Below are 24418 nucleotides of genomic sequence, written 5' to 3' on the forward strand. Positions count from 1 at the left end.
TCTCCCTTAGCCGAGTTTAATGGTTGAAGCGTCGACCCACTCGACCGGTGGGATCGGCAGGTTCTCAGGCGCGGGGCCTTTACGGATCCGGCCTGCCAGATCGTAGTGCGAGCCGTGGCAGGGGCAGAACCAGCCGCCAAAGTCGCCTGCATCACCCAGAGGCACGCAGCCCAGGTGGGTACAAACGCCCATCTGAACGATCCACGCGCCCTCTGCCTCGCCTTCGGGCGATGGCATGACGCGGTTGGCGTCGGTCGCGGGTGCATCTGCGTTGATGTTGAAGTTCCGGGCCAGCGGGTCTGGCAGGTTACCTACCGCTTCTTCGTCCTGCTGCTGCGCTTCGGCGATTTCAGCGCCGGTGCGGTGACGGATGAAGACCGGTTTACCCAGCCACTTGACCGTCAGCTGTGTACCCGGCTCAACCCCGCTTACATCCGTACGGATCGAGGACAGAGCCTGCACATCCGCCGACGGGTTCATCTGATTGATCATAGGCCATACCGCAGCACCGGTCGCTACGACCCCTGCGCCGCCCGCGACGTAGTACAGGAAATCTCTGCGGGTGCCTTCGTGGTCTTCTACGTGGGACACGAGGTTTTCTCCGATTGTCTAGCGCCCGTGCGAACGGGCCAATAGCTGGAACCCGGCACGGATGCCGGGTCTTAGCGGAATTCTCTACCGAGCAGAATAGTATTCGTCCAGCGGTGTTGAATGCGCAATACGCCGCATCTGCGTAATTTATCATCGCGCGGGGCAGTCTTTTTGATGTTTCTCGCCCTCATGTTTCAACGAAGCGTCGAATCAGCCCCGCTTGATTCGCGCCCTGTGACCCCAATCTGACCGGGACCAGCGAACCTGGGCCGACAACACAAGCGGGTCGCATTGGCGCGAAAACCTGAAAAATCCGACATACGAAACCGGGTTTGTTGACCAACAAATCATATGCCTGAAATAGACGATTTTTCGCGCGCCGAACGGGCCTGTTTCCTGTTGCACTTATTGCGCGAATACCTGATGCCCGGTTTCGCGCGAACGCCGATCAGGAGACCCCCATGTCAAAGACCCACTTGGCCGCCGTTCTGTTAACGATTTCTATTTCGACCCAAGCCACCGCGGCCGGAGACCCCGCCAAAGGCGAAAAACTCTACAACCGCTGCTCGGCCTGCCACGCGATCATCAAGGATGGCGAGGTTCTGGTCAAAGGCGGCATCACAGGCCCCAACCTATACGGGGTTGTGGGCCGCACCGCCGGATCCGAGAACGACTATCGCTATGGCAGCGAACGCCTACCCATCGGCATGTTCACCGACGACATGATCCGCGCTGGTGACGCAGGTCTGGTATGGACCGAGGAAAACATCGCCGCATACTCCGAGGACCCGATCGGGTTTATCAAGGAGTTTCTTCAGGACGATACCGCCCGTCCGAATATGAGCGTGAAGCTCAAGAAAGGCGCGGACGACATCGCCGCCTATCTGGCGACATTCAGCCAGTAAGGTTTACGTAACAGGGCGCGTGGCGACCATGCTCGGACGCGCGTCAAACTCGGTAAACCAGGTTGCGAGGGCATCATTGCCCTTGCGCCAGCCCCGCGCGTCGTGGCGCAGATCCAGATAACCCAGCGCACAGCCCACGGCCACCAGTCCCATGTCCAGCGGACCCGACAGATGCGCCATCCAACGCTGATTCAGGACGGCACAAGCGCGTTCGACCTTGACCCATTGCGAGTCGACCCATTCATCCCATTGTTTGTCTTCGGGACGCAGTCGGCTTTCATAGGTCATCAGCAGCGCCGCATCCAAAATGCCATCTGCCAGCGCCTCAAGCGTCAGAACATCCCAGCGCCGCGCACCCTCGGGATAAAACCGCCCCCCGGCGCGGTCATCCAGAAAGGCGCAGATCACGCGACTGTCGAACAGGGTCGGGCCGTCAGGCCGCTCCAGCGCGGGAACCTTGGTCAAAGGGGCCTTGCCGATCAAGGGCGCGGCTGGAGCCACTGGCGTACCCGCCACCGTTTCCAACTCAACATCCTCTAGCTGCTCTGTTTCATGCAACAAAACCATGACCTTACGGACATAGGGCGAAGTCAGACTGTGATAGAGTTTCATGCGCGCACTCCTTTGTTTGGGCCGACCTTACAGCAGGGTGCAGAAAACAAAAGCCGTCATTTGCCTGAGGGCTCCACAGCGCGCATCAACGCCTGTAGGGCCTGCACCTCCGAGCCGATTCCAAAACTCCCGACCTGCTCCGCCGCCCGCATCCGAACGTCGTCAGGTTTGTTCTGGTTCAGCTTCCACGTGCCCTGAATATCCTCAACCCGCATCCGGCAGGGCAGAATCATCCGCATCATCCGCTCCAGCGCGTCGTCGTCCATCTTGCTGCTGTGCCACGGCAGCTTCGGGCGCAGCCTTTCTTCGAAAAACGCCGACTGTCGGTCCAACAGGTCTCGCATCTCATCCGCCGGGCGCAATTCCAGAACGCCGATCAGATGAACGGCGACATAGTTCCATGTCGGCACCTGATCGCTCACCTCATACCAATCGGGCGAGACATAGCTGTCCGGACCAGAAACCGCGATCCGCGCCGCCTGCGGTGCCTTCAGCAACCGAACAATCGGATTCGACCGGACAAGATGTAGCTCAGCTAACGAGCCATCTTCGGACAGCAGAAACGGCACGTGGCTGATCATTGGCGCAGCATCCGTCGACACGGCCAAAACGCCAAAACCGCGGTCGCAGGCAAAGGCGATATGTCGGCTGATCTCCTCAGCGCGAAAGGCGGGATTCGGGTGCATGAGACTCCTCCTGCCAAATCTCTTGCAGAGGAGGCCCAATCTATGCAAGGTCCGCCTCGTTCTCAGGGCGGGGTGAAATTCCCCACCGGCGGTATGCGGGCGATGATCCGTAAGCCCGCGAGCGGCCTCACCGTGTTTACGGAAAGGTGTCAGCAGATCTGGTGAGATGCCAGAGCCGACGGTTAAAGTCCGGATGAAAGAGAACGTGCCAGACGCGTCGATGATTCGGCGTGTCTGCTCGTGATCGCCTTGGGTGAAGTGTCTGTTTTGCTAAGGAGATCATGATGACACACACCCGCTATGCTTTTATCAAAGCCAACTGGCATTCCGATATCGTCGATCGCGCGCTTGAGGGGTTTCTGGAGCTCATCCCAGCCGATCAGGTTGACGTGCTCGACGTCCCCGGCGCGTTTGAAATGCCCCTGATCGCGCGTGATTTGGCCCAAACCGGTCAATACGCAGCCGTCGCCTGCGCTGCCTTCGTGGTTGATGGAGGCATCTACCGTCACGATTTCGTGGCCCAGGCCGTGGTTGATGGCCTGATGCGCGCAAGCCTCGACACAGGCGTCCCGGTCCTGTCGGTCTCGCTCACTCCACACCAATATCAGGAAACCGACCACCACAACGCCATCTACCGCGACCACTTCGTGCAAAAAGGGCGTGAGGCCGCCAACGCCGCCCTCAACATCACGAAAACCCGCCAGGCGATCAAGGCAGCCTGATCCTTCTTCTGTTTGAAAATACCTCGGGGGAGGCGCGCTTGCGCGGCGGGGGCAGAGCCCCCTCTCCCCATTTCAAACGCAAATCCACTTGAGGCCAAAGGCTCTCCCCGCTAATCACAACCCCGTAAAGGAGCCCGCCCCATGTCGATGAACAGCTTTGGACACCTCTTCCGCGTCACCACCTGGGGCGAAAGCCACGGGCCCGCTTTGGGCGCGACGGTCGACGGCTGCCCCCCCGGCGTGCAAATCGACGAGGCGATGATCCAGCACTGGCTGGACAAGCGCAAACCGGGGCAGAACAAGTTCACCACCCAGCGGCGCGAACCTGATCAGGTCAAAATCCTGTCCGGCGTGTTCGAAGGCCAGACCACCGGCACGCCCGTTCAGCTGATGATCGAAAACACCGACCAGCGCTCGAAAGACTACGGTGATATCATGGAAAAGTTCCGCCCGGGACATGCCGATATCACCTACTGGCAGAAATACGGCATCCGCGACTATCGCGGCGGAGGGCGCAGCTCGGCCCGTGAAACCGCGTCGCGCGTCGCGGCCGGAGGGCTGGCGCGCGAAGCAATCAAACAGATCGCGCCCAATGTGCAGATCACCGGCTACATGACCCAGATCGGCCCGCACAAATTCGACCACGCCAATTTTGACTGGTCGCAGATCGAACAGAACCCCTTCTGGACGCCTGACGCCCAGGCCGCCGAGGATTGGGCCGCCTATCTGGATGACCTGCGCAAGTCCGGAAACTCGGTCGGTGCGATCGTCGAAGTCGTCGCGCGCGGCGTCCCCGCCGGGCTTGGCGCACCGATTTACGCCAAGTTAGATACTGATCTCGCCGCCGCGATGATGTCGATCAACGCCGTCAAAGGCGTCGAGATCGGCGAAGGCATGGCCGCCGCCGAACTGACCGGTGAGGCCAACGCGGATGAGATCTTCATGGGCCAGAACGGCCCTCAGTACAGCTCGAACCATGCGGGCGGCATTCTGGGTGGCATCTCGACCGGACAGGACATTGTGGTGCGCTTTGCGGTCAAACCGACCTCGTCAATTCTGACCACGCGCAAGACGATCACCAAATCTGGTGAGGAAACCGAGATCATCACCAAAGGCCGCCACGACCCCTGTGTCGGCATCCGCGCGGTTCCGGTCGGCGAGGCGATGATGGCCTGTGTGATCCTGGACCACCTGCTGCTGCATCGTGGCCAGATTGGCGAGAACCGTGGATATATCGGCTGATCTGCGCACGCGTCTGCGCGGCATCGTCGCGCAGCTTATGCAAACCGATCCTGCCCATGATCTGGCCCATCTGGACCGTGTCTGGCGAAACGCGCAAGCGATTGCAGACGATAAGGCGGACATGGCAGTACTGCTGGCCGCCAGTTACCTGCATGATCTGATCAACCTGCCAAAGAACGACCCGAACCGCCACTTGGCCTCACGCCAATCCGCGCAGGAATCAGAGCCTATTCTGCGAGAATTGAGCTTTTCTGACGCGCAGATCCAAGCCACCCAACACGCGATCGAGGCCCACAGCTTCTCGGCCAACATCCCGCCCCGCACATCCGAAGCCCGCATCCTGCGAGATGCGGACCGGCTTGATGCACTGGGGGCCATCGGTATTGCGCGCACTTTTGCGGTCGCGGGTGCGTTGGGCCGGGATCTCTACGACCCCGAGGATCCATTTGCCAAGGCGCGCGATCTGGACGACCTGAATTTCTCGATCGACCACTGGAAAGTAAAGCTGCTGAGCCTGCCCGACGATATGCTGACCGAGGCGGGCCATGCTCTGGCACTAAAACGCCGGGCACAGATGCTCGAATTCCTCAGGGCCTTCGCGGATGAAATCGGCCACCCCTTGCCCGCGCCATGGGAAACCCCCTGATTGGTACAATCCCGTCGTTGATCTTTCCGCGCCAAAAGCGCAGGTTCCCGGCCAATGGCACACTCCTTGACATCGCACCGCCCCGCTCTTGCTGTGGGCCTGAAATTGACTGCCTTGATGCTGTTCACCTTGATGTCGGCCTTGGTCAAAGCGTTGTCCGAAGATTTTCCACCGGGTGAGCTGGTCTTTTTCCGGTCTCTTCTGGCGATTCCCGTCATTATCGCCTGGCTGATCTGGCGCGGAGAGCTGTCGCAGGGTTTTGTCGTCAAGAAACCCATGGGCCATTTCTGGCGCGGTGTTCTGGGCACCAGCGCAATGGGTCTGACCTTTACCGGCCTCAGCCTACTGCCTTTGCCCGAGGTCACCGCCATTGGCTACGCGACCCCGATTTTCACCCTCGTCCTGGCCGCATTGCTGTTGGGTGAGCGCATTCGCATGATCCGCATCGGTGCGGTGATGCTGGGGCTGGTGGGGGTTCTGATCATGCTCTGGCCCCGGCTCGGCAGCACCGAGATGGAGGTGGCGGCAACGATTGGCGCCCTTTGCGTTCTGGCGGCAACCATCGCGCGGGCTTTTGTGCAAATCCATATCCGGCAATTGGTCAAGGTCGACCACCCCGCCGCCATCGTGTTCTATTTCTCGATCACGGCGACGCTCCTGTCATCGCTGACCGTGTTTTGGGGTTGGACCATGCCGACACTGGATCAGGCTCTGTTATTGGTCGTTGTGGGTCTTATCGGTGGGGTTGCGCAGATCCTTGTGACCTCGTCCTATCGGTTTAGTCAGGCATCGATGCTGGCGCCTTATGACTACACCACCATGCTGTTCGCCATTGCGATCAGCTATTTCTGGTTCGATGAGCTGCCGACGCTGACGATCTTGCTGGGTGCGGCACTGGTGATCGCGGGCAATGTGGTCGTGGTTTGGCGCGAACATCAGCTGGGGTTGGAGCGCGGCAAGGCGCGGTCTCTGACCGACCACAAACCGTGACTTTACCTTTCGCCAACTTCGCTTAGTTTGAGCGCAACAATCAATGAGGGCTCCGCATGAGTGACGCACAAGACCACAAGGAAAAGATGCAAGAAGTGCAGGCCAAGCACCGCAAGAAAGTGTCCGAAGCGGTCGACCCTGACCGCGGCCTGGTGCTGATCAATACCGGCAAGGGCAAGGGTAAATCCTCGGCCGCTTTTGGAGTGGTGATCCGTGCGCTTGGTTGGGGCCAAAAGGTTGCCGTTGTTCAGTTCATCAAGGGAAAATGGAAAACCGGCGAGCGGCGCTTTTTCGAAGAACGCGATCTGGTGACGTGGCACACGATGGGCGAAGGCTTCACCTGGGACACTCAGGATCGAGACCGCGACATCGCCGCCGCAACCGCCGCGTTCGACAAGGCCTGCGTCCTGATGGCCAGCGGGGACTACGATCTGGTCGTACTGGATGAGATCAACATCGCGCTGCGCTACGAATACCTGTCAGTTGAGCGTGTGATTGAGGGGCTGAATGGCCGTTCCGACAAGACCAGCGCATTCCTGACCGGCCGTGATGCCCCGCAAGAACTGCGGGACTATGCCGATCTGGTCACTGAGATGACCGAAGAAAAGCACCCGTTCCAAGCCGGGATCAAAGCCCAGCGCGGCGTGGACTACTGATCGCGCGCCCTTTTGGGTGTTTCTCTGACAACGTCGTCCGAGGGCTGTTGACTCAGCTCTCGACATTTTTCTGCGTCGCAGGTTTTGCGATCCAGATATGCCTCGACATCCGAGGCCAGCGCGTCGCAATCGCAGGACGCGCAACACGGGTCGGATAGCAGCTCTTCAAATCTGGTACGCATCGGTGCCCTCGGTCGTTCCCGGAACGGTGGCAGGCCATCACGACTGAACTTGCTGAGCCCACAGACCGCCCCGGAACCATGTGCTTGATCGGTTCATCTGGCGTTGATTTTTTCTGACTGTTTTTGTCGGTTTTTGCAAGGGAAAACGACTGGGCAAGATAGCGAGCCTGCTTTGCCCGGTAAAACAGACCCTAAAAAGGGAAAAGCCGCGCAAAATGGCGCGGCTTTGAGCAGTGAGGGATAGACAGGATTCAGGCCGCTGCGGTCTGTTCCGGCGCGCTGAGCGAGATCACAGCGACTACAGCGGCCCCGTTCAGCCAGTAGAACAGCGCGTCGATTCCCGAAAAGCCGAGCAAGCTGGGGGCCAACAGGAAGGTCACGCCAACGGCCAGATCCACGGCCAGATGCAGCTTGTAAGGCAACACCCGCCAAATCCCCAGGTGATGGTCGGTGAGTACCGTCAGGACGAAAGCGGCAACACCGGTAACAACGGACAGCCAAAGCGCCAGCGGGTTGGATTGGCCCAGCCCCAGAACAAAGGGCAGCACCATCAGCGCAATGGCAACGGGATAGTCGAGATAAGCGTGAATATTGCGGGTGACAAAACGGAGGGACATCTGGATTTCCTTTCCTCAATCAGAGACAGATCAAGAATAGGACCTGCATTGGGAACGCAGCAGCCCAGATCGTTTGCAAAACATTGCAGATCGTTCAGAAGTGTCGGTGGATCAGTGCATCTCGCGATAAGCGGCGGGGGACACTCCGACCTGTTTCTTGAACACCCGCGAAAACGCCGCCTCAGACGCATATCCGGCCTCGGCTGCGGCGTCGGCCACGTTCCAACGCCCCTCGGTCAGACCGTGGCAGGCGATCTGCATCCTCCAGTCCGTCAGATATTGCATCGGGGTGGTTCCCATCTTCTCGGCAAAGAGCTGAGCGAAGGCCGTGCGCGACATCGCGGCCTCATTGGCAAGGCTGGCCACGCTCCACTCTTGCGCGGGGGCTTGGTGGAACGCGGTCAAAGCGCGCGAGATCCGCGGGTCTGCAAATCCGGCCAGGGCGTCATCGTCGGGGCTTTGATGTTCCAAATAGGCCCGGATCGCCTGCGCAAACAGCACTTCGGACAGTTTCAGGGCAATCAGGTCGCCGCCAATCCGCGCGCCGGACACTTCTGAGCCGATCATGCGCAGGGTGGCCTCGATCCACGATCCCGCCTCTTCTCCATAGTTCTGGATCAGTATGTAGGGCGGCAGCCGGTCGATCAGCATATGACCAGTGCCATTCCGGCCAGCCGGTCCTGTGAACGAAAAATGTCCGCAGATCAGTTGGGTATCGCGTTCTTCGTCCCCGCCGCCATAGACTAGAACGCCGTCACCGGTATAGCCCGCGATGTCGAGGACTTGCTCTAACGGCAGAGCGTCAAACGGCCTGACCTCGTTGCACAACAGCGCATGTTGCGCGCCATGCGGGATTACGATCAGGTCACCCTGTTTCAGACGCACGGTCTCGCCAGTTGCCGGGATGTGGACCTTTAGCTCTCCGCGCTGGACGAAATGAAACCGGGCCACGTTTTCAAAGCCGGGCACTTGAATCCCGAAAGGCGGGGTGAAGGAGGTTCGGAAATAGAACGTGCCGCGCAGGGATAGGCGGGTGAGGATATCGCTGAGTAGGTCCAACATAGGACAAAGATACAGCGCAGCACGTCAAGGTCCATGCTGTTGAACGATCTGCAAGACACTCTGCACGATCTGCAACAAAAACCCCCGCCGAAGCAGGGGTTTCAGTTCTTATCAGGAGCGGACGAGTTTCTCGTAGTCTTCTGCGATTTCGCGGGTCAGGTCGCCCACTTCAAAGGTGTAGTCGCCAATCTGCCCGACCGGAGTAACCTCGGCCGCCGTTCCGGTCAGCCAGCATTGTTCGAAATCAGCCATTTCCTCGGGCTTGATGCGGCGTTCATGCACTGTGATGCCCTTGTCTTTCAGCATCTGGATGACGGTCTGACGGGTGATACCGTTCAGGAAGCAATCCGCCAGCGGAGTGTGGACCTCACCATCCTTGACGAAGAAGACGTTGGCCCCGGTGGCCTCGGCCACATAGCCGCGCCAATCCATGAACAGCGCATCCGAGCAGCCCTTAGCCTCGGCCTTGTGCTTGGAGATGGTGCAGATCATGTAGAGGCCCGCCGCCTTGGCGTGAACCGGAATTGTCTCAGGGCTGGGGCGTTTCCATTCGGCGATGTCCAGCTTGGCACCTTGCATCTTGGCGTCGCCGTAGTAGGCCCCCCACGGCCAGACGGCGACAGCCATCCGCACGGGGTTCTTGGCCGATGCCACGCCCATATCCTCGCCCGAACCACGCCAGACCAGCGCGCGGACATAGGCGTCCTTCAGGCCGCTGGCTTTCAGGGCCTCTTCCTTGGCGGCCTCGATCTGATCCACATCGTAGGGCATCGGCATGTCCAGTGCCTCGGCCGAGGCGATCAGACGTTCGGAATGTTCCCGGCTTTTGAAGATCTTGCCGTTGTACGCGCGCTCGCCTTCGAACACGGACGAGGCATAGTGCATCGCATGTGTCAGGATGTGGACATTTGCCTCGCGCCATGGGACCAGCTTGCCATCCAACCAGATGGTACCATCACGATCATCATACCCCGCCATGCGAAACCTCCTGAACCGGGTTGAATTTGCGAATGTTGCGCTAGTTAGGGCCGGAGCGGACACAATCTTGCGCAAAAACTGCGATTCGATACCTGTCTGCCCTTGGAATGTCAATAAGGCTGACTTAAACTGCAGATCGAGTAACGCATGAGGCATGATATGTCCGAAATCCGCCCCGCCCCGATTTATGGGGGTGAAAGCCTGTTATTCCTGACTGATGAGCAGTTGCGGCAGGGGATTGAGGCGATGTTTTTTGCTTATCGGGGGTTCACGGCAGATCCGGATCGAATCCTGTCGGACATGTCTTATGGGCGGGCGCATCACCGGGCGATCCACTTCATCAACCGCGCCCCCGGCACGACGGTCAACAACCTGCTGGCCATTCTGGGTGTGACGAAACAATCCCTGAACCGGGTGCTGCGGACCCTGATCGAGGACGGCATGGTCGAAAGCCGGGTTGGGACCGTCGACAAGCGCGAGCGGCATCTGTTTCTGACGGAAAAAGGCCGCGCGCTTGAGGCGACATTGTCAGACGCCCAGCGCGCGCGGATGCGGGCCGCTTACAAGGATGCGGGGCCCGAGGCCGTGGCTGGTTTTCGCAAAGTACTTGAAGCAATGATGGATGCTGATATGCGTCATGCTTACAAGAAGTTGCGGGATACGACCTCATGAGCGATATGGATGCCCACCTGCTGATCGTCGATGATGACGAACGCATTCGCGACCTGCTGAAGAAGTTTCTGATGCGGAACGGGTTTCTGGTGACCGCGGCGCGGGACGCGGCGCATGCGCGGCGTGTACTGTCCGGGCTGGACTTCGACATGATCGTTCTGGATGTGATGATGCCCGGCGAGGATGGCGTGAGCCTGACCAAAGCGCTGCGCGAGACCCACAGCACTCCGATCCTTCTCCTGACGGCGCGCGGCGAGACCGAGCATCGGATCGCTGGGCTTGAGGCCGGGGCCGATGACTATCTGGCCAAACCGTTTGAGCCGAAAGAGCTGTTGCTTCGCATCAACGCCATTCTGCGGCGGATGCCCGAAGCTCCTGCTCAGGATGCGGCAGCGAAAATCCTGACCCTTGGCCCGATCCGCTATGATATCGAGCGTGGTGAGATGTGGCAGGGGGAGGACCCGGTGCGTCTGACCGCAACCGAAAGCCAGTTGATGAAGATCTTCTCGGCCAAACCGGGGGAGCCGATCAGCCGGGCAAAACTGGTTGAGGATCTGGGACGCGACAAGGGGCAGGCGCAGGAGCGGGCCGTCGACGTGCAGATCACGCGGTTGCGCCGCAAGATCGAACAGGACCCCAAGCAGCCACGATACCTGCAAACCGTGCGCGGAGCAGGGTATATGTTGGCACCGGATTGACCGGGCCGCTGCGCGGCAATTTTGTGCCTTCGGCGAGGATATTTTTAGCCAGATGAAGAGGGGATCCCGATGAAGACGGCCTTGTTGACCCATGCAGATTGTCTGGGCCATGTCACCCCCGATGGCCATCCTGAGCGGGTGGCGCGGCTAGAGCATATACTACATGCGCTGGAGGCATTGGACCTGGACTGCAGGACCGCTCCGATGGTGGCGGATGACGATTTGCTGCGGGTTCACCCTGAGGACTATATCCGCGATATTCGGGCCACGCGGCCTGCCGAAGGGTTTGCGCAGATTGATGGCGATACGTTTATGTCTCCAGGCTCGGTCGATGCCGCGTATCGGGGCGCTGGGGCCGTTGTTCGGGCGGTGGATCTGGTGCTGTCCGGCGAAGTCCCGAACGCATTCTGCGCCATTCGCCCGCCGGGTCATCACGCAGAAACCGACAAGGCGATGGGATTTTGCCTGTTCGGCAATGCAGCTTTGGGTGCGAAACATGCGCTGGATCATCACGGGCTGGCCCGTGTTGCGGTGGTGGATTTCGATGTACACCACGGCAATGGCACGCAAGACCTGTTATGGGACGAGAAACGCGCGCTTGTGATCACCAGCCAGCAGATGCCCTTATGGCCAGGCTCCGGTCGACCCGATGAAACCGGGGCTTACGACACGGTTCTGAACATACCCCTGCCACCTGCAAGCGGTGGGGCTGAGATGCGCGCAGCCTATGAGTCGCAGGCCTTCCCGCGCCTGAGAGCCTTCAAGCCCGAACTGATCATTATCTCGGCCGGGTTTGATGCCCATCAGGACGATCCACTGGCCAATCTCAACTGGTCCACGGGCGACTTCGCCTGGATCACGTCTGAGCTGTGCAAGATCGCCGACGAGGTTTGTGAGGGCCGTATCGTCTCGACTCTCGAAGGCGGGTATGATCTGAACGCATTGGCCGAGGCGACACGCGCCCATGTGGAAGAACTGATGAAGGCAGCACGATGACCGATACCCCCGTTGAGCAGATGACGTTTGAACAGGCGATGAAAGAGCTTGAGGCCGTAGTCGGCCAATTGGAACGCGGTGACGTGGCGCTGGATCAGTCGATTGCGCTCTATGAACGCGGCGCGGCTTTGAAAAAGCGCTGCGAAGATGAGTTAAAGCGCGCTGAGGAAAAAGTCGCCGCGATTACGCTGGACGCCAACGGGCAGCCAACCGGGACGACTCCAGTCGAAGGTCAGTAAATGTTTCGCGACAGGCTGGCGCAGGATGCGGCGCGGGTTCAGAGCCATTTTGATCTGGTTCTGGGGGAACTTGACGATCTTGATGTGACGCGGGCCATGGCCTACGCCACCGAAGGCGGAAAGCGTCTGCGGGGGTTTCTGGTTCTGGAAAGCGCGCGCTTGCATGGCGTTAGTGCCACGCAGGCGATCTGGCCCGCGACCGCGATTGAGGCGTTGCACGCTTATTCCCTCGTCCATGATGACCTGCCCTGTATGGATGACGATGACCTGCGGCGCGGGCGCCCGACGGTTCACGTGAAGTGGGACGAAGGCACTGCTGTTCTGGCCGGGGATGCCTTGCAGACCCTGGCCTTTGAGCTTTGCACGCGGGCTGACGTCGGCAAGCCCGAGATTCGCGCCGAACTGGCGATGACTCTGGCCAAGGCAAGTGGGGCGCAGGGCATGATTCTGGGTCAGGCACTGGATATTGCGGCTGAAACGGCCTCTGCCCCTCTGTCGCTGGACGACATCACGCGGCTGCAAGCAGGCAAGACGGGGGCGTTGATCGAATGGTCCGCCTGTGCGGGCGCTCGGTTGGCGCAGGCTAATCCGACCCCGTTGCGCCAATATGCCCAAGCCCTTGGGCTTGCTTTTCAAATCGCCGATGACATCTTGGATATCGAGGGCGATGCCGAAAAGGCCGGAAAACGGCTGCAAAAAGATGCAGATGCGGGCAAGGCAACCTTTGTTTCGCTTCTGGGAATGGATGCAGCCAAGGCCCGTGCAGCAGAGCTGGTGGGCGAAGCCTGCGCCGCGCTGGATGGGTACGGGGCCAAGGCTGAAACCTTGAAGGACGCTGCTCGCTTCGTTATTGCCCGGGACAGCTAAGCCAGGAACGCGCCAAATGTCTGACCGTCCGAATACGCCACTGCTGGACCTTGTGAACCGCCCTGCGGATCTGAAGCAGTTCTCGGACGCGCAATTGCATCAGGTGGCGCAGGAATTGCGGGCCGAGACGATCTCGGCCGTGTCGGTCACCGGCGGGCATCTGGGTGCAGGCCTTGGTGTGGTTGAGCTGACCACGGCGCTGCATGCGGTCTTCGACACACCGCGAGACAAGATCATCTGGGATGTGGGGCATCAGTGCTATCCCCACAAGATCCTGACCGAACGCCGCGACCGTATCCGCACCTTGCGCATGAAGGATGGCCTCAGCGGCTTCACCAAACGCAGCGAAAGCCCCTATGACCCGTTTGGTGCGGCGCATTCCAGCACCTCGATCAGTGCCGCGTTGGGCTTTGCCGTCGCACGCGATCTGGGCGGAGTAACCCCCGAAGGGCTGGGCGATGCGATTGCGGTGATCGGCGATGGCTCGATGTCCGCTGGCATGGCGTTTGAGGCGATGAACAACGCAGGACACCTGCGAAAGCGCCTGATCGTGATCCTGAACGACAATGAGATGAGCATCGCGCCACCTGTGGGCGCTCTGTCGACCTACCTGTCGCGCATCTACGCCGAGGAACCGTTTCACGAGCTGAAAGCCGCCGCCAAAGGCGCGGTCTCTCTGCTGCCCGAGCCCTTCCGCGAAGGAGCCAAACGCGCGAAAGAGATGCTCAAAGGGATGGCTGTTGGCGGGACCTTGTTCGAAGAGCTCGGGTTCTCTTACCTCGGCCCGATTGACGGTCATGACATGGACCAGTTGCTGCCGGTTCTGCGCACCGTCAAGGCACGGGCGACGGGGCCGATCCTGATTCATGTGCTGACCAAAAAAGGCAAAGGCTACGCCCCGGCTGAGCAGGCCCGCGACAAGGGCCACGCGACCGCCAAGTTCGATGTGGTCACGGGTGAGCAGAAGAAAGCGCCCTCAAACGCGCCGTCATATACGTCGGTCTTTGGCAAAACGCTGGTGGAAGAAGCCGCGCGGGATGACAAGATTGTCGCCGTCACTGCCGCCATGCCCGATGGCACCGGGCTGAACCTGTTTGCAGAACGCTACCCCTCGCGCTGTTTTGACGTGGCGATTGCGGAGCAGCATGGTGTGACCTTCTCGGCGGCGCTGGCGGCAGGGGGGATGAAGCCCTTCTGCGCGATGTATTCGACCTTTTTGCAGCGCGGCTATGATCAGGTTGTGCATGACGTGGCGATCCAGCGCCTGCCGGTGCGCTTTGCCATCGACCGTGCCGGCCTTGTTGGCGCGGATGGGGCCACCCATGCCGGGTCGTTCGACATTGCCTATTTGGCCAATCTGCCCGGCATGGTCGTCATGGCCGCCGCAGATGAGGCCGAGCTGATGCATATGGTGGCCACCGCCGCAGCCCATGATGACGGCCCGATTGCGTTCCGCTATCCCCGGGGCGAAGGCGTTGGCGTTGACCTGCCCGAACGGGGCGAGGTTCTTGAAATCGGCAAAGGCCGGTTGATTCAGAAAGGCGCGCGCGTGGCTTTGTTGTCCTTCGGCACCCGTCTGGCCGAGGTACAGAAAGCAGCTGAGGCCTTGTCGGCACGCGGCATCACCCCGACAATAGCGGACGCGCGCTTTGCCAAGCCGCTGGACCGTGATCTGATCCTCGATCTGATCGAAAACCACGAGGCGATGATCACCATCGAAGAAGGCGCAGTGGGCGGGTTCGGCAGTCACGTCGCGCAGCTCTTGGCCGACGAAGGCGTGTTTGATCGCGGGTTCAAATACCGCTCGATGGTCTTGCCCGACATCTTCATTGATCAGGCCAACCCGGCGGACATGTATGCGGTGGCGGGCATGAACGCCGAACAGATCGAAGCCAAGGTTCTGGATATTCTTGGCATTGCGACCATCGGCGAAAAACGCGCCTGATCGCCGCGTTTAACCCAGTTCTTTCAACCCCAGCCGCACGGCCCGGTTGGGGTTTTGTTTCAGGATATGCACCCCAAGGCGGCGGGCGAGGTCCTTGTGCCCTTTCTTGACAGCGCGATTGAACAGCTCTCGCTGGTAGCGCGGGAATTGTCTTCGGGCGCGCAGAAGGGTGTAGAACTCAGCCTCGGTCAGGGTTCCGTTCAACGCCCCCAGAATGATCGGGTGCAGGATACCCATCTGCAGCAGAGAGGACCCCAACCGATGCCCCAGTAGCGGCGCGCGCAGATGAGAAACGTTGGTGTTCGTGAACCGCGCCGCGTGACCGGCATCCAGCGGCTCATAGGGGTCATAAAGGATCGACACCCGCCGCGCCGCCTGACTGACCTGCGCGGCATCGCCATAGGGGCCGGTAAAGTCCCGATCCCACACGGTTTTATAGCGCGTCTCCCACGGGACAACGGACTTGTCGACCGTGCTTTGCGGTGAGATCGCAACCACGTCGCAGCCCGGTGCTGCAGGGGAAAAGGCACAGGCCGCATAGCCACCCATCGAGGCCCCATAAAAGACAACACGCTGAAACTGCTGGAAGAAACCGCTTTGCTTCAGGTTATCGAATTGGTCATAGACCCACGGTTCGCGATACCAAGTCCAGCCGCCCGCGATGGCCGACAGCATCGACCAGTTCTGCTCTTTGATGAAGGAGTATCCCCAAGGGCGACGGTCCTTACGGTTGTTCATCGCCACGTCCAGATTGTCGAAGGTCACGACCAGAGTGTCCTTGGACCGTGGCAAATAAAGCAGCGAGTGTCCGCTCTCACCGGGTCGATACCAGCCGTCCTTGCCTGCAAGATCCGTAGCGATCCGCGCCCAGCTGCTTTCCGCATCGGTGGGTTCTGGCGGTTTTGGCAGAACCTTCACGCGGGTGACCTCGTGTCCATCAACCTCATGCGTGGCGATCTTTTCATTGGTCCCGAAGGCCTTGAGGAAGGGAAACGCGCCCGAACCTTTGCGGATATCCATGAACAGCCGCGTGTCGGAATGCAGCATCCGGGTCAGGAATTTCTCAAGGAACGGCACCCTATAGTGATCGCCGAACCCTTGGAGATTGCACAGCACATCCACCGGTTTGAGCCGGTCCTGGGAGGTGATGATTTCGATCCGGTCCCGGTCAACCTCATGATCGGTCAGAAAGGCGACATAGTCGGCGATCCACGGCTCCTCTTCGGATTTGAACTTGCCGCGACGGTTGACGTCGACCAGCTTGACGTCGCAATCGAACTTGTGATGCAGCGCCAGAACAAAGCTGCGCGCCTTGCCGGTCAGATCCGCGACCGAGCGGACCTCGGTCAGGTCGACCTCATCAATCAGCGCGCCGTCAAACACCGTATGCCCTCGCCCTTTGATCGGCGAGAGGACGGGGTTGATGCCCGTCTCGGCCACAAGTTTGGCGAGGTAGGTGCCCTTAGGCGGCAGGCCGTTGTGATGATTGCCCAACTGGCGCTTGTTCGAAGCCCACAGATGAAGTGCCGTGGTGTCTTCGGTAATCAGCTGCTTGGCCAACGCCACACGACGCATGAACTTGTAGCGCTCGGGGAAGGTGACCGGGTAGAAGGCGCTGACCGGCAGGGCGTGGTGCTCCAAACCCAACGCGTGAACAAAATGGGTTACCATCATCGGCCCCCAGACACCCCATGGCTGTTGCGAAATGTGAACCGGGTTGCCGCTTTCCGCCGCCTGCTGCATGGCGCGCTGTTTCGCCTTCGGCAGGAACGGCGCGATTGAATAGCGATCCTCGGTGAAGTCCAGCATCTGGCGCAGCAGCTCACTGTCCGAAGGCATCCCCAGCACCGCGTTGTTGATCCGAGGCGAGTCCGGCAGCTCATACCCAAAGACATAGTCGCAGTCATAGGTCATGGGGCGGTGGCAAAAGACATCCGTGTCGATCCAGATCATGCCGGGGCATTTCTGGATCATGTGCAGCCGGAACCAATCGGCGAACAGCGCGAATGAGTTCTTCTGTTCGTATTTGATGAAATCGTCGGTATCTATGATCTCGCGCCCGTCGCGGCGGATCACACCATCAGGGACGTTGGGGATATCCTCGTAGGAAAACAGGGTGATCTTCTGCCCCTTGTCCACAAAGGATTTCAGGCACAGCTGTTCAAGCCAACTGAGCGGGCCACCGATCCATAACGTGCCAACCTCGCGCGTGCGTGCCATCCGCGTATCCTTGTGCCTGCGTGTATTTTGGCACACGCGTCGTTTTCTTGATCCTAAGGTCTTGCGCCGCGCTTGGGTACCGCCAGATTACGCAGCAGGCGCGAATAGTTGGCCAGGCGTGACCTTGCTGCACCCCGCTTCGCGCCGCATAGACAAGACCCAGGCGCCACGGCAGGCAAGCGAGCAGACAGTCATGAGCAACGAGACTTATACAGTCGTCTCCACGATGAAAAACGAAGGCCCCTACATCATTGATTGGGTGGCGCATTACAAAACGCTGGGCTTTGACCATATTCTGGTCTGCACAAATGACTGCACTGATCCCACCGTCGAAATCCTTCTGCGCCTGCAAGAGATGGGGCTGGTCACACAGCACAACACAATCATTCGCGGCGGCGGGATTCACCGTTCGGCCCTGCGGCAGGCCTCGCGCCGCTACGACATCGTGATGGACGCCAAATGGGTCTTTGTCTGCGATGTAGATGAGTACCTGAATATCCATATGGGCGATGGCTCGGCCCGTGCGCTGGTCGAAGGATCCGGTGCGGATGCGGATGTGATCTCTGTGCCTTGGCGGGTCTTCGGCCCAGACCACATCGAACGGTTCGACGATGCGCCCGTTACCCAGCAATTCACCATGGGTGAGTTTGAATGGGACGCGAAGGAGCGGCCCAATACCGGCAAATTCGTCAAATCCATTTACACCAACCAGCATAAATTCAAGCGGATGGGCCTGCATGCTCCGGTGTCGCTGGATGAGCATATCTCGGACACGAAGCGTGTTCTGCCAGGCGGCGCGGACTACGTCGTTGATGGCGCCCGCACCGAGAACCCGCCTTTGTTTACCCACGCACAGGTCAACCACTACGCGTTGCGTTCGATGGAGAGTTTTCTGATCAAACGCGCGCGCGGGCGGGCGAACCACAGCCACCACGTGCTGGGTATGGAATACTGGGACAGGTTCAACCTCAACGACGAAAAAGACACCTCGATCGAGCGCTACGCCCCCCAAAGCAACAAGCTGGCGGAGGAACTGAAATCGGACCCGGTTTTGGGCGATCTGCATGCGAGGGCGGTGGAATGGCACCGGCGCAAGGCAGCCTCAATGAAGCTGGATCCGGAAATGGATGAGCTGGTCAACGGACTTAAAGCCGCGCTTTAGGCTCTAATGCTGGGTTTCCCCGTCATGATCGACGGTAAAGAACCAATCCTTGTCGGGGTCACGTTCCAGCACGTCATCCGGAATGGATGAAGGACCTTTGAGGAACACATTCGCCCCGAAATGCCGGTGCAGACGCGCAAGCTTTTCAAGGCGCGCGCCGGTCAGTTCGGCGTAGAACGCGGCGTAGTTCGGCGTGGCCTTCAGCTCCGCGATCTTGGCGCGGTGGCGATCTACCGAATGGGCATGTGCGGCGGCGATCTCGGGATCGCTGAGCAGGCGGTCCAACTCGGCCCGCATCGCTGGCACCATGCGCGCTATGGAATGATCCTCGGCGTAGTTGTTGTTCATGCGGAACCAGTAGGCGAGGCCCTGATCCCGCTCAACATGGTTCACCCGGCCCCGGTCGCGCTTGACCAAAAAGCTCTCGGCAGAGCGGACGGCGTAGTGGTTCAACTGCACCAGATCATAGCCATAGGTGTTGATCGTGGACCGCCAGCCATTGCGAAACATCGAACGTGGCATCGGCGCGCCGGACCCGTTGACCCAGTTGATCTCCTCCCACAATTGCGGATTGAGGCCCTTGGGGCGATGCACCCCCAGCTTTCGGAACAGGCCGATATTGCGGAACAGCGTCTTGAACCCCCAGGCCTGATGCGGTTTGCGGGCATATTCAGGGGCGCAGCGCTGGAACTGTTCGATGATGGGCCGGTCCTCGAACCCATGCAGATCGCCATTGCCGAACAGCCGCCAAGTCATCGCGATCATGTTGGCGTCAGGCACAGCGGCAAACAGCGCGTCCAGAGTGCCGTCGCCGCATTTGATGTTCACGTATTCGTCCACATCAATGCAGGCGACCCACGTCGCGTCTTTGACGATCTGCTCATCATCCGCGGAATGCAGGGCCGCGTGCTGCGGGCGCATGTCCATCTGACGGAACGGGTTGTCTCGGTGTTGAACCAGGCCTTTGCTTTGCAGCATCTCCAGCATCGTATCGGTGCCGTCGGTGCAGTCATTGGTGTAGATCAGGAAGTCATCGAACCCGATGGCCCGATGATAGGCGAGCCATTCCAGAATGAATGGGCCTTCGTTCTTCATCGTGGTCACGATGGCACACCGCCCGCGCCCTGTTTGCTGTGAAGTGACCTCCAACTCGGGCATCCGCACTGGCTTGTGCCCCCAGGTCGTGGCGGACAATTGCAACAGCGGCTCATGCTCGATCAGAGAGGTCTTGGGCACGATTTTCGAGATCGAACGTGTCGGGTGCCGCAACAACATGTGACGGTAGAACCCCATAGTTCGGGTCGAATCCGGGCGCGCATTTCCGACCCGGACCAGCCGCCAGACCGCATCTGGGGCGGATTTGGCCGGCGCGATGCACCAGCGCTGCCGACCGCCCGTCGCATCAAACTGCACACAGATATGATCGCCGAAATGCGCCTTTTGGCCCACACGCACGCGCCACGGATAGCAATGCCGTCCGAACAGCGCGATCAGCCCGCCCTCGGATGCAACGGCTGCGTCGAAGACGGATGTATCTGTTTCGACCATAAGGTCATGCACGTCGATATTTGCCACGGCGCGCGCCTGCGCCAGAAACCGTGTGCGCATGATTTCATAGACCGAAAACGCTCCAAGCGGGCTGTCCCATGGGCTGGGGGGCGGGACCTTCATCCGGTCCTTGCCCGGCGACTCGCTAACGCAATAGGGGTGCGCCTCGGGTGGCAGGTCGGGCTTGCCCAGCGGCACCCGGCTTTGAACCAGAACCACCTGACAGGTTAGAGCGTGAGCTTCCAAACCCTCGCGAAGCGCGGCGACAAACCCATCCTCGGCACCCGGAGGGGCGCGATCCAGGATCACTGCGGCCTCAAGACCCTGCGTTTCGATGTGATAGGTCAGCCACTGCAACACGATCTCAACGCTTTCGCCGTTGCGTTGAGCGATAAACGCATTCTGTCCCTCAAACAGCGCGCATTCCGAGGGCGCACTGGCCTCAAACGGAACACCGCAGATCGTGAACCGAGGCAAAGCGTGTTGCGGCAAGCGATATCGCAGGATGCGCGCGTCGCCCACAGCGCCCATCTCCTCAAGCTTACTGCCATCAGAGGGGATGACATCCTCAGGCTCGATCAAACGGTCAAAGAACAACGTGACGACCTGCGCGCCGCCATCCTGATGCACAACCGCATCGAGCAGGATCGCGACACCCAAATCCTGACCTGCAAGCTGCCGTTCGATTAGCCCCATCACTCAGCCGCCTTTGACAAAAGCGAGACCTGTCGGGCAACAAACGCGGCCCCCTCTTGCGCCGAGGGCGGGATGCTGTTGACCAGCCCTAGGCGGAACTCCAGCCGTACGGCCTCGATATCTTGCTGCAAGGCCGCATAGGCGGCGCGGTGCCAGTTCAGGCAGGCCTCATGCGCGGCAGCTACGCCGGGCAGGTCCATCAGGTCGGCGTAAACAGCACGGGTCACGTTCATCATTGCGGAAATGCTTGTCTCTTCGACCGTGTTCCAGTTGCGCTCGGCCCAATAGGTCATCCCAATCTCGCGATCCATGTGGTTCGGCAAACCGCGCACGCGTTTGACCATGAACTCTTCACGCGAGCGCAGGGCATAGTGGTTCAGCCAGACCTGACGCGCGCCCATTGGCAGACCATAGAGCGAAATCGCGCCGTCATTCCCCGCAAAGCCCGCAGGCAAGTCCGCCCCATCCGGTCCGATCCAACGCGCAGGTTTTGACGGTTTGCTGCGGGGCCGATGCACCCCCAGCTTCTGAAACGCCGCCGGACGGTGGAGCGTCTTGAACAGGTGGCCGAGGGGAAAATGCAGATCCGCGGGTGCGGCTTGCGTAAACCTCTCGGGCGTCAAACCGCCGCCACGCTTCACTTGGCCGCCTGCGCCAAAGAACCGCCACGGCAGGGCAAGGGCATCGAAGAGCCCTGATGCTGCCTCGAACCGAGTCAGGAGATCGGGCAGAGAAGCATCTTGCAGACACAAGAATTCATCACAGTCAAAAAACAGCGCCCAGTCGGCCGAGGCGTAGGCCGGGTGATCCGAAGCGTGTTTCAACGCCTGCCATTGCACCGCCTTGTTGCCCTTGGGGCTAAAGGGCAGATGTTCGATCCGCGCGTTTTGCGCCAGCGCACTCAGCAACGCATCGGACCCATCCGAGCAATCGTGGCTTAGAACCAGAAACCGGTCGACGCCTGCCGCAAGGTGATGGGCCAGCCATTCTACCAGAAACGGCCCGTCATCCTTCTGACATGTGATGCCCAATAGGGTCATGCATGACCTCTGACTGCTCTTGGTCTTTTCATTCACTTATAGGCAGATCGGAACAGGAAAGCCACGCGGTTGATCAGGGAAGGGAGCGCTTGGGTAGCGCCAAAAAACAACGCCCCGCGTCTGGAGGAACGCGGGGCGGGTGTTGCGGCGGTCAGGGAGGAGGAGACCGCCGCAGGTACTTAAGGCGTGTTAGTTCACGGCCTTGGCATCAACCACATCTTTTTCGATGGCCTTGCCCGAGGAAATCTGAATCCGGCGCGGTTTCAGCGCTTCGGGCACTTCGCGCTTCAGGTCAATGTTCAGCATGCCGTTTTCATGGCTGGCACCTGTCACGCGGACATGGTCGGCCAGAGCAAAGCGGCGCTCAAACGCACGGTTGGCGATACCGCGGTGCAGATAGCTGCGGTCCTTGTCCTCGGCGGCTTTCTTGCCAGCCACGATCAGTGCGTTTTCCTTCACTTCGACGGACAGGTCTTCTTCGGAAAAACCGGCGACAGCGACGGAAATCCGATAGGTGTCGGCGTCGGTTTTTTCGATGTTATATGGGGGATAGCTGGGCTGTGCCACGTCGTTGGTCAGAACGCGGTCCATCATGTCGGCGATCTGGTCAAAACCAATGGTGGCGCGGTGCAGCGGTGCAAAATCAAATGTACGCATGTGTCGTTATCCTCATCCTAGAGCGATTTACGATGTTCAGCCCTCCGATCTGGACGGGCCTTGGGTTATACCGGACCCCGTTGTGGCGATCCGATACAAATCAAATGGGTAACGATTTGGGTAAGTTCAACCCCCGCCCGAGCTGATGAATTTCGCGCCCGATCCGGACTTGCCCGAACCCACCTGCAATCTGCGGATATTGGCTTTGGGTTGGGGTACATCCCGCCGCATGATCGCCTTGAGTTCGGAGACGACCGGAGACAGTTCCATCCCGAAGCCGATCTTGCGCCCCCCGCTCTCGCCAATAGCGGAGACAACCGACAAAATCTGCCAGCGCGACCCGTTTTTGGTCAGAACAGCCGACCCCGATGAGCCAAAGGTGACATCGCAATCAAAGGTGATCAGCCCGTCTCGCCGATCCAGGATTCGACAGGATTTTTCGCGTGTTATGGCCTCGGACCGTCCTCGACCGTAAGAGGCGATACTGAGTTCCGAGCCGATGACGGGCCCCTTATACAGGACAAACGGATCGGCAATCGAATAGGGGATCGGTTCCTCCAGCCGCATCAGCGCCACGTCTTCGCGCACACCTTGGTTCGACAGAGGGTCATTGGTCCCATAGCTTGGAAGCGTGGCAATCTGAACCACCTTGCGCTCGGCCAGGGCGACGCCATTGCTCAGCCCAGCGCGGAACGTCACCTCGCCCGGCTCATAGGCCTGTCCGGTGCGTTTGTCCAAGGCACAATGGGCGGCTGTCAGCACCATGTCCTGCGCTATCAGCGTCCCCGTACAGAAGGACCGTTTGCCCACATCAAGCCGGCCGATCGCCTCCCACCCGTAGAGGTCATCGCGATCCGTCAGTGTGCGTTTGTTGCTTTGGGCCTGCGCCGCCGTGGCCACCAAAGAGGCGCACAGGACGAAAAGGGCAAAGGCATTCCTCATGGCCGGATAAACCTTGCCCCGACATTCTTGCCAGACCCGGTGCTGCCCGAAGACAGGCCAAACCCATTGCCATTGGACAGTTCCGCCTGCAACAGCTGCAGCGATCCATCCAGCGCGGTGCCCAATGATACGTTTTCCCCGTTAAGCTCGGCTTTGGCCGACACCACAGATACGATTCGCGGACGCTCACCACTCAGAGAGAAAATCGGCGCGCCAGAGGCCCCGAAATCAACGTCGCAGGACATTACCAAAACACCACGGTGCCCAGCCATGACCGAGCAAACCTGCTGCAGCGACGGGGCTTCGGCCCGGTCATGCGCGTAAGACACGACACCCACCTGCTCGCCTTGGTCGGGGCGTGCACCGGTCTCAAAAGGAATAACGGTGGTGTTTCGAACCGGCTGCCAGAGCTCAATCAACGCCAGATCATAGCGGACACGGTCGCTGGTGGCCCTGCCATTGTATACATATTTCGGATGAATCACGGCCTGACGCGCCGGACGATAGGCCGAAGCGCTCCCACGTCGCCAACCCGCCAGAAACTCGATCCGCGACGGGTCGATTCGCTTCTTGGTATGTTTTTCGAACAGGCAATGCGCGGCGGTCAGCACCAGAGTGGGTGAGATCAACGCGCCGGTACAAAACCCGGTGCCGTCAATATCCAGCCGCCCCACGGCCATCCATTGCCGCCCGGAATCCGACGTCTCGAGGCTTTTCAGCCCGGTATCCTGCGCCGAGGCGGCCATTGGCAGCACACTCAGCGCGATGGCCTTGATCCAGTTGCGCACGCGGTTCTCCGGCTATCCGTTCCGGTCAACTGTTCTACGGGTCGCGTGGGGCGAAAATA

Annotated in this window: 26 protein-coding genes and 1 riboswitch; of the genes, 13 read left to right on the forward strand and 13 right to left on the reverse strand. The window is 59.9% G+C overall.

Annotation, left to right across the window (positions count from 1 at the left end; all coding sequences use genetic code 11):
• Positions 1 to 6: 6 nt before the first annotated feature.
• Positions 7 to 591, reverse strand: coding sequence for a ubiquinol-cytochrome c reductase iron-sulfur subunit (gene petA / locus ACR0KL_RS18375; RefSeq protein ID WP_170379708.1), 585 nt, complete (start codon positions 589 to 591; stop codon positions 7 to 9).
• A gap of 461 nt (positions 592 to 1052) precedes the next feature.
• Here petA and ACR0KL_RS18380 point away from each other — a divergent pair, with 461 nt between their 5' ends.
• Positions 1053 to 1496 carry a cytochrome c family protein gene (locus ACR0KL_RS18380; protein WP_170679603.1) on the forward strand — a complete coding sequence of 148 codons (444 nt, stop codon included), beginning with the start codon at positions 1053 to 1055 and terminating at the stop codon, positions 1494 to 1496.
• Positions 1497 to 1499: 3 nt separating this feature from the next.
• On the opposite strand, the gene ACR0KL_RS18385 is transcribed toward ACR0KL_RS18380, so the two are convergent.
• Positions 1500 to 2108, reverse strand: coding sequence for a glutathione S-transferase (locus tag ACR0KL_RS18385; RefSeq protein ID WP_170679605.1), 609 nt, complete (start codon positions 2106 to 2108; stop codon positions 1500 to 1502).
• Between the two features lie 56 nt (positions 2109 to 2164).
• Positions 2165 to 2794 (reverse strand): FMN-binding negative transcriptional regulator, encoded by a 630-nt coding sequence (locus ACR0KL_RS18390; RefSeq protein ID WP_170679606.1) that lies wholly within the window; start codon positions 2792 to 2794, stop codon positions 2165 to 2167.
• A gap of 54 nt (positions 2795 to 2848) precedes the next feature.
• Positions 2849 to 3003: riboswitch (FMN riboswitch) on the forward strand.
• Between the two features lie 75 nt (positions 3004 to 3078).
• Here ACR0KL_RS18390 and ACR0KL_RS18395 point away from each other — a divergent pair.
• The 5 genes from ACR0KL_RS18395 (at position 3079) to cobO (ending at position 7050) form a co-directional block, all read left to right on the forward strand.
• Entirely contained in the window at positions 3079 to 3516 is a 438-nt protein-coding gene (locus tag ACR0KL_RS18395) for a 6,7-dimethyl-8-ribityllumazine synthase (protein ID WP_170679608.1), read from the forward strand.
• Positions 3517 to 3657: 141 nt separating this feature from the next.
• Positions 3658 to 4758 carry a chorismate synthase gene (gene aroC, locus ACR0KL_RS18400; RefSeq protein WP_170679610.1) on the forward strand — a complete coding sequence of 367 codons (1101 nt, stop codon included), beginning with the start codon at positions 3658 to 3660 and terminating at the stop codon, positions 4756 to 4758.
• A complete protein-coding gene (locus tag ACR0KL_RS18405; RefSeq protein ID WP_480777363.1) occupies positions 4742 to 5404 on the forward strand; it encodes an HD domain-containing protein in 663 nt (220 codons plus the stop codon). Before aroC ends, ACR0KL_RS18405 begins: the two co-directional genes overlap by 17 nt.
• Positions 5405 to 5458: 54 nt before the next feature.
• Entirely contained in the window at positions 5459 to 6394 is a 936-nt protein-coding gene (locus tag ACR0KL_RS18410; RefSeq protein ID WP_480777364.1) for a DMT family transporter, read from the forward strand.
• Between the two features lie 56 nt (positions 6395 to 6450).
• Positions 6451 to 7050 (forward strand): cob(I)yrinic acid a,c-diamide adenosyltransferase, encoded by a 600-nt coding sequence (gene cobO, locus ACR0KL_RS18415; RefSeq protein WP_480777365.1) that lies wholly within the window; start codon positions 6451 to 6453, stop codon positions 7048 to 7050.
• Here cobO and ACR0KL_RS18420 read toward each other — a convergent pair.
• From ACR0KL_RS18420 to ACR0KL_RS18435, 4 genes are all read right to left on the reverse strand, one after another.
• Complete coding sequence (locus ACR0KL_RS18420) at positions 7044 to 7232, reverse strand: hypothetical protein (RefSeq protein WP_170555244.1); 189 nt, start codon at positions 7230 to 7232, stop codon at positions 7044 to 7046. The genes cobO and ACR0KL_RS18420 overlap by 7 nt on opposite strands.
• 251 nt (positions 7233 to 7483) lie before the next feature.
• Entirely contained in the window at positions 7484 to 7849 is a 366-nt protein-coding gene (locus tag ACR0KL_RS18425; RefSeq protein WP_170459394.1) for an SPW repeat domain-containing protein, read from the reverse strand.
• A 111-nt stretch (positions 7850 to 7960) separates the two neighbouring features.
• Complete coding sequence (locus ACR0KL_RS18430; protein ID WP_170494359.1) at positions 7961 to 8911, reverse strand: AraC family transcriptional regulator; 951 nt, start codon at positions 8909 to 8911, stop codon at positions 7961 to 7963.
• Between the two features lie 111 nt (positions 8912 to 9022).
• Positions 9023 to 9889: a branched-chain amino acid aminotransferase gene (locus tag ACR0KL_RS18435; RefSeq protein ID WP_170679620.1), complete on the reverse strand. Its 867-nt coding sequence runs from the start codon at positions 9887 to 9889 to the stop codon at positions 9023 to 9025.
• 159 nt (positions 9890 to 10048) lie between these two features.
• On the opposite strand from ACR0KL_RS18435, the gene ACR0KL_RS18440 reads away from it, so the two are divergent.
• The 6 genes from ACR0KL_RS18440 (at position 10049) to dxs (ending at position 15306) form a co-directional block, all read left to right on the forward strand.
• Entirely contained in the window at positions 10049 to 10561 is a 513-nt protein-coding gene (locus ACR0KL_RS18440; RefSeq protein ID WP_170459388.1) for a MarR family transcriptional regulator, read from the forward strand.
• Positions 10558 to 11259, forward strand: a complete 702-nt coding sequence (locus ACR0KL_RS18445; RefSeq protein ID WP_170379735.1) for a response regulator — start codon at positions 10558 to 10560, stop codon at positions 11257 to 11259. The genes ACR0KL_RS18440 and ACR0KL_RS18445 overlap by 4 nt, the downstream gene beginning before the upstream one ends.
• 69 nt (positions 11260 to 11328) lie before the next feature.
• Positions 11329 to 12255 (forward strand): histone deacetylase family protein, encoded by a 927-nt coding sequence (locus ACR0KL_RS18450; RefSeq protein ID WP_170679623.1) that lies wholly within the window; start codon positions 11329 to 11331, stop codon positions 12253 to 12255.
• Positions 12252 to 12494, forward strand: a complete 243-nt coding sequence (locus ACR0KL_RS18455; RefSeq protein ID WP_120634800.1) for an exodeoxyribonuclease VII small subunit — start codon at positions 12252 to 12254, stop codon at positions 12492 to 12494. Before ACR0KL_RS18450 ends, ACR0KL_RS18455 begins: the two co-directional genes overlap by 4 nt.
• Positions 12495 to 13361 carry a polyprenyl synthetase family protein gene (locus ACR0KL_RS18460; RefSeq protein WP_170679625.1) on the forward strand — a complete coding sequence of 289 codons (867 nt, stop codon included), beginning with the start codon at positions 12495 to 12497 and terminating at the stop codon, positions 13359 to 13361.
• A 16-nt stretch (positions 13362 to 13377) separates the two neighbouring features.
• A complete protein-coding gene (gene dxs, locus ACR0KL_RS18465; RefSeq protein WP_480777366.1) occupies positions 13378 to 15306 on the forward strand; it encodes a 1-deoxy-D-xylulose-5-phosphate synthase in 1929 nt (642 codons plus the stop codon).
• Between the two features lie 9 nt (positions 15307 to 15315).
• On the opposite strand, the gene ACR0KL_RS18470 is transcribed toward dxs, so the two are convergent.
• Positions 15316 to 17526 (reverse strand): glycosyltransferase family 32 protein, encoded by a 2211-nt coding sequence (locus tag ACR0KL_RS18470; RefSeq protein WP_480777367.1) that lies wholly within the window; start codon positions 17524 to 17526, stop codon positions 15316 to 15318.
• A 193-nt stretch (positions 17527 to 17719) separates the two neighbouring features.
• Between ACR0KL_RS18470 and ACR0KL_RS18475 the strand changes: the two genes are divergently transcribed.
• Positions 17720 to 18688 carry a glycosyltransferase family 2 protein gene (locus ACR0KL_RS18475; RefSeq protein ID WP_170679631.1) on the forward strand — a complete coding sequence of 323 codons (969 nt, stop codon included), beginning with the start codon at positions 17720 to 17722 and terminating at the stop codon, positions 18686 to 18688.
• 3 nt (positions 18689 to 18691) lie between these two features.
• On the opposite strand, the gene ACR0KL_RS18480 is transcribed toward ACR0KL_RS18475, so the two are convergent.
• The 5 genes from ACR0KL_RS18480 to ACR0KL_RS18500 form a co-directional block, all read right to left on the reverse strand.
• Entirely contained in the window at positions 18692 to 20932 is a 2241-nt protein-coding gene (locus ACR0KL_RS18480; protein WP_170679633.1) for a glycosyltransferase family 2 protein, read from the reverse strand.
• Positions 20932 to 21972 (reverse strand): glycosyltransferase family 2 protein, encoded by a 1041-nt coding sequence (locus ACR0KL_RS18485; RefSeq protein ID WP_480777368.1) that lies wholly within the window; start codon positions 21970 to 21972, stop codon positions 20932 to 20934. Before ACR0KL_RS18485 ends, ACR0KL_RS18480 begins: the two co-directional genes overlap by 1 nt.
• Before the next feature lie 189 nt (positions 21973 to 22161).
• On the reverse strand, positions 22162 to 22629 hold the full coding sequence (locus ACR0KL_RS18490) for an Hsp20 family protein (RefSeq protein WP_170679636.1): 468 nt from the start codon (positions 22627 to 22629) through the stop codon (positions 22162 to 22164).
• Positions 22630 to 22755: 126 nt separating this feature from the next.
• A complete protein-coding gene (locus ACR0KL_RS18495; protein ID WP_480777369.1) occupies positions 22756 to 23571 on the reverse strand; it encodes a trypsin-like serine peptidase in 816 nt (271 codons plus the stop codon).
• Entirely contained in the window at positions 23568 to 24359 is a 792-nt protein-coding gene (locus ACR0KL_RS18500) for a trypsin-like serine peptidase (RefSeq protein ID WP_480555079.1), read from the reverse strand. The genes ACR0KL_RS18495 and ACR0KL_RS18500 overlap by 4 nt, the downstream gene beginning before the upstream one ends.
• Positions 24360 to 24418 lie beyond the last annotated feature (59 nt).

The organism is Ruegeria sp. C8, from assembly GCF_056537565.1.